The organism is Ureibacillus endophyticus, from assembly GCF_003628435.1.
GTDB classification, from domain to species: domain Bacteria; phylum Bacillota; class Bacilli; order Bacillales_A; family Planococcaceae; genus Ureibacillus; species Ureibacillus endophyticus.
In genome coordinates this window covers 1-13,922 of sequence record NZ_RBZN01000064.1, presented here as the reverse complement: position 1 = coordinate 13,922, position 13,922 = coordinate 1, and the positions used below count along the sequence as shown (strand labels likewise).

Below are 13,922 nucleotides of genomic sequence, written 5' to 3'. Positions count from 1 at the left end.
TACTACAACAATTATCGTTATCAATGGAATCTAAAAAAGATGGCTCCTGTACAATACAGAAACCATCTCTTAATAGCTTAAACTCTTTTTTTAGTTTGTCCTTGACTTGGGTACCACATTACTCAATGCGTAATTGTAGTCACCTTTTTTGTGAAAGCAATTATAGAACTCCTTTAATGGAAATCTTTATTATTGGTTCAAACTCAAAGTGTATATTAAATTCATCACAGATGAGTTTTTGAACTCCGCGCATTTTGTCCGCTACATCATAATTTATTGGTGCTTTTAAATAAACCACCAAATCAACAATTGGATAATATTGCTTCATGCTAAAATTCAACACATCGACTTTTGAAATTAACTCAACTTGTTCAACAGTACGTTTCAACAATTGCATATAAACATTTTTTGATATTTCAACAGTTTCTTGATGAAAATCTGGTTGAACTATCGTTGTTTCACCTAGTTTCACACGATTTTTCGATATGATTTCAAATCCACGTTGAATGAACCGTTTAAAAAAATTTTGTTCAACCTGTTTATAAGGAATTGGCATGACGTGTTTTCCCTGTGTACCCCTTACAAACTTAGCCAATTGAATTTCCCGCATAGAACGAACATCTTCAATATAATGAAAATGATCAATTCCGCCTAGATTTAATTGATTGGCAATTTGTTTCGTCATTTTATCGGAAGTGCCGATAATTAATAGAGATTGAATATCATGTTCTTGAATTGCTTCAGCTACTTCATTTCGATGTTCCTCATCATGAAAAATTGCACGACGAACTGCGGTGATTGTGTTTTTTTCAAACTTTGCAGAAGTACCTGCTTTTTTCTCTCCATTAACAACTAATATTCCATCATCGATTATTGCTTCAATACCATGCTCGTGGGCAAATTGAATTGCACTTGTACTCTTTCCTGTTCCACTTGGGCCACTTAACGAATGAACAATCATATTTCCACTCCAACATACATTTTCTTTAGTTTAATCGAAATGATAATGTATTTCTATAATTGTATAATAAAACACAGTTCATAATCTTTTATTTCTCATTTTAGAAAAGATTGAGAATATTTGAAACTAGTATGTTAAAATGTGATTTATATTTGTATGTATATAAGGAGTGTTTCACCTTGAAGATTGTCCCATCTAAGAAAATGTCGCTATTTGAACCAGCGATGTTTGGTCAACTAAAGAAATTTGCAAAAGAGCAACAAGCTAAAGGAATGGAGCTTATAGATTTAAGTCTTGGAAGTCCTGATTTACCTCCCCACGAAATGTTAAGAAATCATCTATCAGAGCAAAGTAAACTTGAGACTTCATATGGATATACATTAACCGGAATTAAAGAATTTAATGAAGCAGTTAGTAGATATTATAAACGTTGTAACCAAGTTGAGTTAGATCCTGAAACAGAAGTATTATTAACAATCGGTTCACAAGAAGGCCTTGTTCATTTACCTTCTGCTTTTTGTGATCCAGAAGAAATTGTGTTAACAACGAATCCTGGTTATGTTGCCTATGATGCAGGAATTAAATTTGCAGGTGCTAAGAGCTTTTTTATTCCTTTAGATATTGAAAATGGCTATTTACCAGACTTAAAAGCAATCCCAGAAGATGTGGCTGAAAAGGCAAAATTACTTATTCTAAATATGCCAGGTAATCCAGTACCTATGGAACCATCTATTGAATATTTTACAGAAGTTATTGCATTTGCAAAGAAATATAATATTCTCGTAGTACATGATGCTGCTTATTCTGAATTTTATTTCACAGGTGATGGTCCAATTAGCTTCCTTGCAACGCCTGGAGCTAAAGAAGTCGGTATTGAAATTAATTCCCTTTCAAAAAGTTTCAGCCTAGCTGGTGCACGTGTTGCCTATATTGTTGGAAATCCAGAGATGATAAGCATTATGAAACAATTAAAATCGAACTTAGATTTTGGTATTTTTGAACCGATTCAATCAACAGCTGCCCTTGCATTAGATCATGCAGAAGAAATTACTGCCCCATTACGTAAAACTTTTGCAGAGCGTCATAAAACACTAATGAACGGGCTAAAAGCATTAGGTTGGGAAGTTGCTCCATCAAACGGTGGTATGTTTGTGTGGGCAAAATATCCATATTCATTAGATAGCGTTTCTTTTGCATTTAAGTTAATTGAACAAACTGGCGTTATGACCGTACCAGGAACAACTTTTGGTAGTGACGGCGAAGGATATGTGCGTTTAGCACTTGTACAACCAGTAGACGTGTTGGAAAAAGCCCTTGAACGATTAAGGAATTTATCTATATAATTTGATCACATACAAAAAAACTGGTAGAGAAGCTAATTCCCTGCCAGTTTTTTTAAATTGTATTAAATTTTCAGAATTGTTTGTGTACCGGGTACATGATTAAATTTCATATTTATTTGCTGGGTCTGTTTCAAATCGGTTGTAGCGTCTTTTCACTAATGCATACAAGTGAGAAACGATTACTTTTAATAAAGCGTACCCTGGAATACCTAAAATAACGCCGGCTACTCCAAATAATGAACCTGCCGTTAATAATACGAAAATGATTGTGATTGGGTGTATGGATAATGATTTCCCCATAATATTTGGTGTTATAAATTTCCCTTCTACTAATTGAACAATCGTCCAAACGATGATTAATTTAATTAGCATGAATGGTGAATTTACAATGGCAATCACGACTGCTGGCGTAATCGCTATCGCAGGTCCTAAGTATGGTACAACACTTGTAATCATGGCCAAGAACCCAAGTAATAGTGCATAATCAAGACCGATAATTAAAAAGCCAATTGTCATCATTGCACCAATACAAATGGAAACTAAAATTTGTCCTTGTATGTAAGAACTAACTTGCTTATCCATCTCTTTCATAACTTGTCCAACTTCATTTCGCATTCTTGGTGGGAAAATACGTAAGATAAACTTCGGCATTTTTTCCCCTTCGTACAGCAAGTAAAACAAAATGAACGGAACAGTTACAAGCGATAATAAAATCCCCGTTAATGTTGAAACAAATCCTGTAATACCTGATGCAACAGTTGTAGCAATATTAGAAAACGTATCTTTCACCGTTGAAACAAGATCAGTTGTTATATCTGTTAATACTGCGTCATAATCAAAGTTCAACTTCATAAACAGTTCGTTAAATTTTGAATTGTTTAAATATGTCACGATACTTTCAATCAATGACATAAAGTAAACAGGAAACTCCTGAACTAAATTCATAAATTGGTCTCGTAAAAATGGATACACCAATAAAGATACCAATGTAATTAATGCTGCCACAATAATATACAAAATTAAAATTGTTATTCCTCGAGGTACCTTCCCTTTCCCTTTTTCTGCAAGGCGAATAAAAGGTCTTAAAAGGTAATAGCCGATAATTGCTAATACCCCTGGTAAAATGACTACCTCAAATAACACTTGAATTGGATAAAAAATAAATGAAACTTTTTCAAAGATGAAAATGACTAACCCGAGCAACACTAATGATATAAGTGAAAATAATAGATTCTTTCCACCTAGAAAGCGTATAAACCTTGTAGAAAAAAATGCTGATTTTTCACTTGGCACTCGATCACCGAACCCTTTTTCTCTTTCCAATGGACCACCCCGTCGAACAGAAATTATACTTATTTATATTTTATCATGGAAATTGGATTTTTCTAATAGATTACTCTTCTTCTAATTGAAGGAATTCATGGAGTTGTTGCTTATTAGCTTCTACATCAATTTCCAACACTTCTCCAGCATGACTATATTTTGCCGTTGTATAAGTTCCATCCACAGGTATTCTGAACTTTTCAATTTCCATATTTCCACCTGCTACCACACCAAGAACTGTTTTTAATTCCTCGTTTGTTGATAAATCAGAAGTGATATACCCTTGGGCTGCTCCCACAAGTTTTGGTAAATTAGGTATATTGCTTGGTGATAATAACTCATCCTTTAATGCTTCTATTACTTTTTGTTGACGTTCCACACGACCAAAATCACTTTTAGCATCATAACGGAAACGAGCATATCCTAATAATTCTTTTCCGTTTAATTTTTGAACGCCTTGTTTTAAGCTCACTCCAATATTTGCAGACATATCTCTATCTACATCAATCTCTATGCCATTTGGAGCTAAAATATCAATTAAAGACTCAAAACTTTTAAAATCAATAATGGCGTAATGGTGAATAGGAACCTCAAACATATTATTTAATGTATCTTTTAATAATTGCACTCCGCCTAGGTAATATGCAGTGTTTAATTTATAAGATTCATAGCCTGGGATATCAGCGTAAATATCTCGCATAAAGGAAACGAGTTTCAATGATTTCTTTTCTTTATTCCAAGATAATACCATCATCGTATCGGATCGGGATTGTTCTTCTCCCCTTGTGTCAATACCGATAATTAAATAATTTGTTATTTTTTCTGTTTTTTCATCTGCTACAAATTCGATTTCCTCTTCTTTTATTGGTTGTTCTGATTTTTTCGCTAGTTTAAGGCCGCTGCGATATTGAACAAACGAAAATGTAGTAGCACCTACAATAAGCACAAATAGAATAAGAAAGATAATTCTTCTTTTCCGCATTTTCCTTTTTTTCGTTCTTTTTTGACGTGTTACTAAGTTCTGATCCTCTTTCATATAATTCTCCTTTTGATCCACTGCAACTACGAGACGTTTGAAATTTAAAAAAAGTTCCAATTTACCATTATTATACTACCAATGTAGGACTCATTGCTTGTAAGAACTATCATCGACACCGTTTTATTTGTTGGTTGTTTTCTATTATGCTACAATACTATTTATTTTAAACATTGGAGGCGTAAATATGGAAAAAGCAACCTTTGCCGGTGGATGTTTCTGGTGTATGGTAAAACCATTTGTTGAATGGGATGGTATACATAAAGTAACATCAGGATATATGGGTGGACATGTAGAATTTCCTTCTTATGAACAAGTGAAAAAAGGAGATACTGGCCATTTAGAAGTTGTCCAAATCGAATTCGACTCAAATGTTTTTCCTTATGACAAACTATTAGAAATTTATTGGATGCAAATCGATCCAACTGATGCTGGTGGGCAGTTCCATGATCGAGGTGAGTCCTATAAAACTGCCATTTTCTATCATTCAGAAGAACAAAGAATGGTGGCGGAAAAATCAAAAAAGCAATTAGCGGAAAGTGGCCGTTTTAAAAAGCCGATTGTGACAGAAATTTTGCCAGCAAGTACGTTTTATGTTGCAGAAGATTATCATCAAGATTATTACAAAAAAGAACCGGAACATTATCAAGAAGATCGTGATAAATCCGGTCGGGATGAGTTTATTAATCGTCATTGGAAATAGATTAAAAGGGGACGTCCAAAAAGTAATAATTTTTTGGACACCTCTTTTCTTTCTTGATAAATATCTCTTATGAATTATTGTTCCTGCGGTGGTTGTCACCATCCTCGTCACAGTTAAAATGTTCCTGCGGCAGTCGAAATAAATTTCCACTATCCTCGTCGCAATTTATCTGTGACGAAAGCGGTAGCGTCAGTTACAAAGGAGTTGTCTCAAAATGACTTTTCAGACAACTCCTTTACTTTTATACAAATTCTTTTATGATAGTAATAAATTGCTCTCCATATCTCTCCAATTTATTTTGCCCTACTCCACTTACTTCTAAAAATTCTTCTTCGTTCTTTGGCATTTTTTCGCACATGTCACGTAATGTTTTATCGGAGAATACAACGAAAGGTGGAACTCCTTCAAGCTCTGAGATTTGTTTTCGTTTGATTCGTAGCTGTTCAAATAATGGATCATTTTGATTTACCACCACAGCTTTTTCTACAATTGTACGTCGGAGTACCCGTCTTTTTCCTAATAAAACTTCTTTTCCCTCAGGTGATACATAGATTGTTGGGTATTGCCCCGCTTTTACTAGTAGTAATCGTTCGGAAATAAGGAAATCTATGAAATTAGCAACAGCTTTTGCAGATAAGTGTTTTAATATGCCATAAGTCGTTAAATGTTGGAATGCCTCCACCTTTTTATTACGTGCTCCTGCTAACACTTGAGAAGTTAAGGTTTTGCCGTAATTTTGACCCATGCGCACAACACAAGATAACACTTTTTGCGCATCTTCAGTGACATCTTGTTTCGGTCGTTCATCCGCGCAATTTCCACATTTCCCACAGTCTTGAATTTCTTGTTCACCAAAATAGTTGACCATATAACTTTGTAAGCAATTCTCTGTATGACAATAGTCAATCATTTGCTGCAATTTTTGAAGCTCAATCGGAATTCGAGTTGGATCTTGAGATTGATCAATCAAAAATCGGTGGGTTTGTTCATCGGAAGAACTATAAAGTAAAATACATTCACTTTCTACACCGTCACGCCCTGCTCTACCCGCCTCCTGATAATAACTTTCGATATTACGAGGCATTTGGTAATGAAGTACAAACCTCACATTTGTTTTATTTATGCCCATACCAAATGCATTTGTAGCAACCATCACTTGTGCTTCATCATTTAAAAAGCGGTTTTGTTCGTAGTTACGGTCCTCTTCAAACATTCCTCCATGATATTTCGCGGCGGTAATTCCCTTTTGAAGAAGCATCGCATGTATAGATTCCACCGATTTTCTCGTTGCTGCATAAATAATTCCAGCTTCTTGCGGGTTGTTACTTATATATTTCTTTATATATTGATCTTTATTTTCACCGACTAGCACTTTGAAAGAAAGATTTTCTCGATTAAATCCTGAAATAAAGACACTTTCAGAATCAATTTGCAATAGATGACATATATCTTCACGAACATTTGGTGTAGCAGTAGCTGTTAAGGCTATGACTGTTGGTTTGTGTGGCCATAAAGAAAATATTTTTTGAATGGAGCGATAGCTTGGCCTAAAATCGTGCCCCCATTGAGAAATACAATGGGCTTCATCAATAGCGATCAATGATACCTTTAATTGCTTTAAATCTTGGCAAAAGGAATCATTTTCTAATCGTTCTGGGGCAATATAAAGAAGTTTTGTTCTCTGACTGTAAACATGGTTCATTACCTCATTTACTTCCTGAAATGTTAATGAACTATTAATAAAGTCAGCCGGTATGCCATTTGATCGAAGCATGTCTACTTGATCTTTCATTAAGGAGATTAACGGTGAAACGACAATGGTTAAACCATCAAGGGCAAGTGCAGGGATTTGATAACATAATGACTTCCCTCCACCTGTTGGCATCACACATAACGTGTCACTACCATTAAGAACATTTTCAATAACCTGCTTTTGAACCATTCGAAACGAATCGTATCCGAAATAATCTTTTAAAAGTTGTTCTGCATATTGCAATATTGCATCCCTCACAATGGATTGTAGTAAACGAACAAAATTCTTATTTGCTCGAAAAAGCCCTATAATTAAGAAGCAGTGAGAGATGAAGTTCCCCCACTGCTTGAAGTTACATTTTATTATACTATGAATTTATAAAACTGTTAAATCTAATTAGTTTACATAATAATATTATGGTATCATTTGTTGAGTAACTCTTTCGCAAAAATCGCTGCTTCGTTCATGGCATTAACATCAATTCCAGTTGCGATATTCATTTCATGGAACAGTTTTACTAATCCTTCTGTCGATACATTCCCTGTAGCTCCTGGAGAAAATGGACAGCCTCCTAATCCTGCAATGGAGCTATCAAATTTTGTAATACCTGCTTGAATGGCTGCTACTACATTGGCATAGGCAAATAGATTTGTATCATGGAAATGAGCGACAAATATCGTTTCAGGGAAATCTTCTTTTAACTGGCCAAACCGTTCATAAACAATTCGCGGGTTAGCTTGACCATTTGTATCCCCAATAGAAATTTCATCTGCACCTGTTTCAACAAAATGACGGACTACACGCTCTACTTGCTCATAGGATACATTACCTTCATAAGGACAGCTAAACCCCATGGAAACATAGGCACGAATTTTCATTTGACATGCTTTTGCTTTTTTAAATACTAAACTACACTCTTCTAACGAATCACTAATTGAGAAACGAATATTCTTTTGATTAAAGGTTTCTGTAGCTCCTACAAAAACGGCAATTTGAGGCACTTTACATTCAATTGCCCGTGAAAGTGCCTTTAGATTCGGTGTAAGGGCGATAAAATCGATTCCTAATTCATTACTAAATGTGGCAAGCTCAACAGCATCCGCCATTTGTGGAACTGCTTTTGGATGGACAAAAGAAGCCGTTTCAATTCGACTTACACCCATTTTTGATAACTTTCGAACTAACTCTTTCTTTTTTTCTGTAGGGACAAAAACAGCTTCATTTTGTAAACCATCCCGCGGCCCCACTTCAATGATTTCTACTTCTTTTGGAAAAATCATTACAGACCCCCTTTTACATAATGAGGTACGAATAAATAAAGATATCAATTATTAATATTTAACTTTATATCATTCTATGACTTAATGATTTTGCCAGTTTTAGTTTTGCTCTTGAATAGTAAACGAAATGACTTTCCACTCTTTATTCAATAAGATACATTTTACAATTTCCGAGACTGTTCTTTCTTCACCTTTATTATTTATCGTTGTTTCGAGCTCCACTACATATTGATAGTCTACGGCATTAACAGATTTAACTTCAGAAGTTGTTAAATGCAGTTTTGAAATGTCCTCTTCTACAACTTTTACTAAATGTTTTTTTAAGTCATCCGAACCAATGTAGTCATTAATTATTTCAGACTCCCCTGTGTGAAAGTAAGTGTTTAATGCTTCATGGAAATTATCAATAAATATTAATAATTCATCTGAGTTATAGGAAAAACTTGCTCTTTCTGTAGTATGCATTCTGTTGATTGCATCCTTCTGCACTTTAGGAAAATCTTTGAAAAAGGCTACAAGTTCTGCACGCTCTTTATAAGAGATGGGCTTTTTCTTCGCATTTGCTATGGCCTCTTTTATCACCTTGGCTTCAACTAACTCTTCTTGAAACTTTCCGTCTTTCTGAATTACAGATACTATTCCTTGGAGACGCTTTTCATCATCCAGTTGAGCTTTACTGATTTCATTTTCATTTCGCTCAACCGATTTATCAGACAATGAGTAAGGGGTAATTTTCGCAGAGTTATTAATATATAAAATTGCAATGTTATGTTCCTTATCAATACCTATTACATCTGCTTCTATTTCTTTCCCCTCGGATGTGACGATAATTGCGTTGGGATGACCGGATACACTACTTGCTACAGTCACAATCCATTTCTTTCGATTTTTCGAATCAATGACATACCCATTTGCTACACCACTATAGCCATGAACCATCACATTTTCCGATACTTTCTTTTCATTAGCTTCTTCTTTTTCTATTTCCTGATTGTTATTGTCATAAACATGATAAACAGATTGATCTTTACAGCCTGCTAGTAACAGGAATAATAGTATGAAAATGGGCAATTTCTTCATTTGTACACCTCTAATTAGACGTTTTCAATAAGTCTAAAAATAGCACACTTCTACATAACACGTAAACATAGGTAAAATTTCCTCTTCTAAAAATATGCGGTTTTCAATAATAAAAAGGAAGGCATCTCATACCTTCCTTTCTAATAAAACTCTTAATATTTCGTTGATAATTTTGGTGGGCCTGAACGTGGACCAAATGGACCTTCATCTAACCATTTTCCAAGTGCCGGAATGTGTGGCGCTAGGAACGCTGCTACTTCACGTTTCATTTTAATTTCTTCGTTAGTACCTTGAATATGTTCAAGGGCTAAGTTCGAACATTCACGGTTCCATAATCCCGCTGATAGTCGCTCATCTGCAGCCGCTTGGATTGCCGCACGACGTTCTTCTGGGTTTGACTCTACTTGTAATGCTTTTGCAATTCCTTGTACAGCTACTGTCGCATCTGGTACACCTGAGTTTAGTCCACGTGCCCCAAATGGTGCAAATAGGTGTGCAGCTTCACCAGCAAGAATGACGCGGTTATGGTCATCTGTATAGCGGTCTGCCACAACTTGGTAGAACGTATACGTTGAAATCCATGTGATGCGGTCTGCATATTTTGGATCCATTACTTTTGGTAACCATTCACGAACACCTTCTTCGGAACCATACCATTCGCGATCGTCTTCATCGAATAATTGAAGGTCAATTCGCCAGCCACCTGCAAATGGTACGTGCATTACATTACGTCCACCTGCATCAGGATGTTGATAATGGAAAATACGCTCGATTGGTAATGGATTTTCTTGGTCTTCCTCAACATCCACTACGATAAATGCATCTGATTTACGTGGTCCTTCGAATTTAATACCAACTGATTGACGAACAACAGAACGAGCACCATCTGCACCAATCACATATTTAGCAGACCATTTGTTATTCTCTGTTTCTACTGTGACACCTTCTTCAGTAGAAATGACATTCGTTACAGGCTCTTCCCAAACGAACTCAACACCAGCTTCTAAACATCTTCTATACATCGCTTTTTCAATTTCATGTTGATGTAAGCTAGAAAACGCTGGTAATGTATTAGGCTTTGGTGGCTCGTAAACTCGTTTATACACTTCATCCCCTCGATAGAAGGAACGTTTAACTGGCCAAACTACCCCAATCTCTGCTAATTCCATACCTAAACCTGGTGAAACTTCTTCGAGTAATTGCAATGTTGCCTTATGGATATAAATCGCACGACTTCCCGCGCGTTCACGGCCTTCCTTTTCTGCTTCTAAAATCGTGGCCTTAATCCCTCTACTATGTAATGCAAGAGCTGCGGTCATACCAACTGGACCAGCACCGATTACTAATACTTCTCTTTCTGTACTCATCATTTAACCTCCAATTCGATTTCGTTGTTTGAAAATTAATAATTATTAATCTATTAAGTATGTTAAAGTGAATGTTTGATTTTGAAAACGCTGGCATTCTGCTATATGGAACTAACGAATTCTAAAATTTAGAAATCTTCTACGTAACTCGTAGATACATACAAAATCCCGCACAAATAAAAGAGTGCGGGATATCTATTATTAATTATTAAGCTGTTACTGTTTCTGTAGATTTCACCTTTTTACGAGCCTTTGTCGAAATTAAAATAATACAAATACAACTTGCCGCTACTAGCCCACCGTCTAATAATAGAGGCGCACTCCAGCTTTCTGTTTTATCACGTAACACCCCAGAAATAACAGGTGATAATAATGCTCCGAATTCAGCAATTAAATTCCATAAACCAAATGCCGAACCGCGATGCTCAGCTGGGGCTAAGTCTGAAATAAATGCATGCTGTATTGACTGTACTGCGAAGAATAAAATACCTGAAATAAATAAAATTGACGACATAATGATTAGACTTGTTGCACCACTCATTAAATAAATAGCGAAAACAAATACAGATGCAGCAAACGCCACTGTTAAAACAAATAATGTATTTCGACGGCCATTTTCATATTGTGCTACTTTATCTGAAATATAGCCACCAAGAGGGAACCCAATTAATCCTGCAATCGCATTGAATGAAGCTACAAGTGCAGCAGTTGTTAAAGTACCCCCACCGAAATCCTTAACAATCGATACAGACCAGAAGCTATAGAACCATAAATGCCACATAATTGGTATGGCAGATAGGTATAGTAAGAATAAATTGCGATTTTTTAGAACTGGTCGTACTTCTTTCTTGGTTTTGTAAATATAAACAACAAATCCGATAGAGAAAACTGTAAAAATAGCTGCCATTAACCCTTCAGATAAACCTAAAGAGTCTGTCACTATGTAAACAGCCATAATAATCACTAAAAATACGAGAGAATATCCACCTAATCCCTTAACCGAATTTTTAAATCCATTTGGCTTTGACTTCACATCTGCTGATTTTGGAATAACTTTCATCATCACGATAGCTACTAAGATTGTTGAAGCTCCCAATAATAGGAAAGGTGATTTCCATGCGTCATTTCCTAAATACGGAACCGCCCATTCAATTAAATAAATTGTTCCTACTAACCCAAGTGTTAAACCTACAGATAGTCCACCCATTACAATCCCCATGCCAAGGCCAAGTTTTTTAGGTGGCGTCACTTGAGCTATTAACGAACGGTCATTTGAGTAAAATGCACCTTCTCCAAGACCAGTTAAAACGCGTAATGCAATAAATACTAGTAATCCTTCAAATAATCCAGTGAAAATCGTAGTAATTCCTGCCCATAAAATACTTAGGATGACCATATTACGATGACCATATTTGTCACCAAAGTATCCTCCAGGGAATTGAGTTAACATGTAACCTGCAAAGAATAAACTACCTAATAATCCACCTAACGCATAAGGATTGGACGCATCAGCTAAAAATGCAACATCATTAGCAATCATCCATGACACTACAGGACCAGTAATTGTTCGATCAAAATAAGCAAAAACCCATCCTACAAATAACATACCCCAAATTCTTTTATACGGTTGTTCTACTTCATTTGTTTGAACCATAAACTTTCCCCCTTAGAACTGAACATGAAGGGAAGGCTCACCCCTTCCTTCCCTTCACTAACCTATTAATATTTAGTTGATAATTTTGGTGGGCCTGAACGTGGACCAAATGGACCTTCATCTAACCATTTCCCAAGTGCTGGAATGTGTGGTGCAAGGAATGCGGCTACTTCACGTTTCATTTTTATTTCTTCATTTGTTCCTTGAATATGTTCAAGGGCTAAGTTCGAACATTCACGGTTCCATAATCCCGCTGATAGTCGCTCATCTGCTGCCGCTTGAATTGCCGCACGACGTTCTTCTGGGTTTGATTCTACTTGTAGTGCTTTTGCAATTCCTTGTACGGCCACTGTCGCATCCGGCACACCTGAGTTTAATCCTCGTGCGCCAAATGGAGCGAATAGATGTGCAGCTTCACCAGCCAGAATGACACGGTTATTATCATCTGTATAGCGGTCTGCAACTACTTGATAGAACGTATACGTTGAAATCCATGTGATGCGATCTGCATATTTTGGATCCATTACTTTTGGTAACCATTCACGAACACCTTCTTCAGAACCATACCATTCGCGATCGTCTTCATCGAATAATTGAAGGTCAATTCGCCATCCACCTGCAAATGGTACGTGCATGACGTTACGTCCACCTGCATCAGGATGTTGATAGTGGAAAATACGTTCGATTGGTAATGGATTTTCTTGGTCTTCCTCAACATCTACTACGATAAATGCATCTGATTTTCGTGGTCCTTCAAACTTAATACCAACTGATTGACGAACAACTGAACGAGCACCATCTGCACCAATCACATATTTAGCAGACCATTTGTTATTCTCAGTTTCTACTGTGACACCTTCTTCAGTAGAAATGACATTCGTTACAGGCTCTTCCCAAACGAACTCAACACCCGCTTCTAAACATCTTCTATACATCGCTTTTTCAATTTCATGTTGATGTAAGCTAGAAAACGCTGGTAATGTATTAGGTTTTGGTGGCTCGTAAACTCGTTTATACACTTCATCCCCTCGATAGAAGGAACGTTTAACTGGCCAAACAACACCAATCTCTGCTAATTCCATACCTAAGCCTGGTGAAACTTCTTCAAGTAATTGCAATGTTGCCTTATGGATATAAATCGCACGACTTCCCGCGCGTTCACGGCCTTCCTTTTCTGCTTCTAAAATCGTGGCCTTAATTCCTTTACTATGTAATGCAAGAGCTGCGGTCATACCAACTGGACCAGCACCGATTACTAATACTTCTCTTTCAGTACTCATACTTTAACCCCCTATTAAATGTTCGTATTGTCAAAACTTATATATATAAATCGCTAATAATCGTTGGTTTTATAGTCTTTTACGCAAAAAAACTTGCCACCCCCTGGATTTTGGTGTTAGTTGAGGTTACCACACACAAAAC

Annotated in this window: 12 protein-coding genes; 3 read left to right on the top strand and 9 right to left on the bottom strand. The window is 36.2% G+C overall.

The genetic code is table 11. The features are described from left to right. Nucleotides 1–81 (top strand): IS3 family transposase (locus D8M03_RS16185; protein ID WP_147404832.1); only part of this gene is annotated, 81 nt, incomplete at its 5' end. Nucleotides 82–160: 79 nt separating this feature from the next. On the opposite strand, the gene D8M03_RS16180 is transcribed toward D8M03_RS16185, so the two are convergent. After that, nucleotides 161–961, bottom strand: coding sequence for an ATP-binding protein (locus D8M03_RS16180; RefSeq protein WP_121215832.1), 801 nt, complete (start codon nt 959–961; stop codon nt 161–163). 179 nt (nt 962–1,140) lie between these two features. On the opposite strand from D8M03_RS16180, the gene D8M03_RS16175 reads away from it, so the two are divergent. Next, nucleotides 1,141–2,304, top strand: coding sequence for an aminotransferase class I/II-fold pyridoxal phosphate-dependent enzyme (locus D8M03_RS16175; protein ID WP_121215831.1), 1,164 nt, complete (start codon nt 1,141–1,143; stop codon nt 2,302–2,304). A gap of 99 nt (nt 2,305–2,403) precedes the next feature. Here D8M03_RS16175 and D8M03_RS16170 read toward each other — a convergent pair whose 3' ends face one another. After that, a complete protein-coding gene (locus tag D8M03_RS16170) occupies nt 2,404–3,627 on the bottom strand; it encodes an AI-2E family transporter (RefSeq protein WP_245987654.1) in 1,224 nt (407 codons plus the stop codon). A gap of 70 nt (nt 3,628–3,697) precedes the next feature. Continuing rightward, a complete protein-coding gene (locus D8M03_RS16165) occupies nt 3,698–4,663 on the bottom strand; it encodes an LCP family protein (RefSeq protein WP_121215830.1) in 966 nt (321 codons plus the stop codon). Between the two features lie 187 nt (nt 4,664–4,850). Here D8M03_RS16165 and msrA point away from each other — a divergent pair, with 187 nt between their 5' ends. Then, nucleotides 4,851–5,366, top strand: a complete 516-nt coding sequence (msrA, locus tag D8M03_RS16160) for a peptide-methionine (S)-S-oxide reductase MsrA (RefSeq protein WP_121215829.1) — start codon at nt 4,851–4,853, stop codon at nt 5,364–5,366. A 241-nt stretch (nt 5,367–5,607) separates the two neighbouring features. On the opposite strand, the gene recQ is transcribed toward msrA, so the two are convergent. The 6 genes from recQ to D8M03_RS16130 form a co-directional block, all read right to left on the bottom strand. Continuing rightward, entirely contained in the window at nt 5,608–7,365 is a 1,758-nt protein-coding gene (recQ, locus tag D8M03_RS16155; protein ID WP_121215833.1) for a DNA helicase RecQ, read from the bottom strand. A gap of 176 nt (nt 7,366–7,541) precedes the next feature. Continuing rightward, nucleotides 7,542–8,399: a hydroxymethylglutaryl-CoA lyase gene (locus tag D8M03_RS16150; RefSeq protein ID WP_121215828.1), complete on the bottom strand. Its 858-nt coding sequence runs from the start codon at nt 8,397–8,399 to the stop codon at nt 7,542–7,544. Nucleotides 8,400–8,498: 99 nt separating this feature from the next. Next, nucleotides 8,499–9,479 (bottom strand): S1C family serine protease, encoded by a 981-nt coding sequence (locus D8M03_RS16145; protein WP_121215827.1) that lies wholly within the window; start codon nt 9,477–9,479, stop codon nt 8,499–8,501. 152 nt (nt 9,480–9,631) lie between these two features. Beyond that, entirely contained in the window at nt 9,632–10,846 is a 1,215-nt protein-coding gene (locus D8M03_RS16140) for an FAD-dependent monooxygenase (protein ID WP_121215826.1), read from the bottom strand. A 208-nt stretch (nt 10,847–11,054) separates the two neighbouring features. After that, nucleotides 11,055–12,500 carry an MFS transporter gene (locus D8M03_RS16135; protein ID WP_121215825.1) on the bottom strand — a complete coding sequence of 482 codons (1,446 nt, stop codon included), beginning with the start codon at nt 12,498–12,500 and terminating at the stop codon, nt 11,055–11,057. Between the two features lie 65 nt (nt 12,501–12,565). Further along, entirely contained in the window at nt 12,566–13,780 is a 1,215-nt protein-coding gene (locus D8M03_RS16130) for an FAD-dependent monooxygenase (RefSeq protein WP_121215824.1), read from the bottom strand. Between the last annotated feature and the right edge of the window lie 142 nt (nt 13,781–13,922).

Excerpts from the sequence above, each read along its gene's own strand:
- msrA (WP_121215829.1), top strand. The coding sequence starts at position 4,851 with ATGGAAAAAGCAACCTTTGCCGGTGGATGTTTCTGGTGTATGGTAAAA.
- D8M03_RS16150 (WP_121215828.1), bottom strand. The coding sequence starts at position 8,399 with ATGATTTTTCCAAAAGAAGTAGAAATCATTGAAGTGGGGCCGCGGGAT.
- D8M03_RS16140 (WP_121215826.1), bottom strand. The coding sequence starts at position 10,846 with ATGAGTACAGAAAGAGAAGTATTAGTAATCGGTGCTGGTCCAGTTGGT.
- D8M03_RS16145 (WP_121215827.1), bottom strand. The coding sequence starts at position 9,479 with ATGAAGAAATTGCCCATTTTCATACTATTATTCCTGTTACTAGCAGGC.
- D8M03_RS16135 (WP_121215825.1), bottom strand. The coding sequence starts at position 12,500 with ATGGTTCAAACAAATGAAGTAGAACAACCGTATAAAAGAATTTGGGGT.
- D8M03_RS16130 (WP_121215824.1), bottom strand. The coding sequence starts at position 13,780 with ATGAGTACTGAAAGAGAAGTATTAGTAATCGGTGCTGGTCCAGTTGGT.
- D8M03_RS16180 (WP_121215832.1), bottom strand. The coding sequence starts at position 961 with ATGATTGTTCATTCGTTAAGTGGCCCAAGTGGAACAGGAAAGAGTACA.
- D8M03_RS16165 (WP_121215830.1), bottom strand. The coding sequence starts at position 4,663 with ATGAAAGAGGATCAGAACTTAGTAACACGTCAAAAAAGAACGAAAAAA.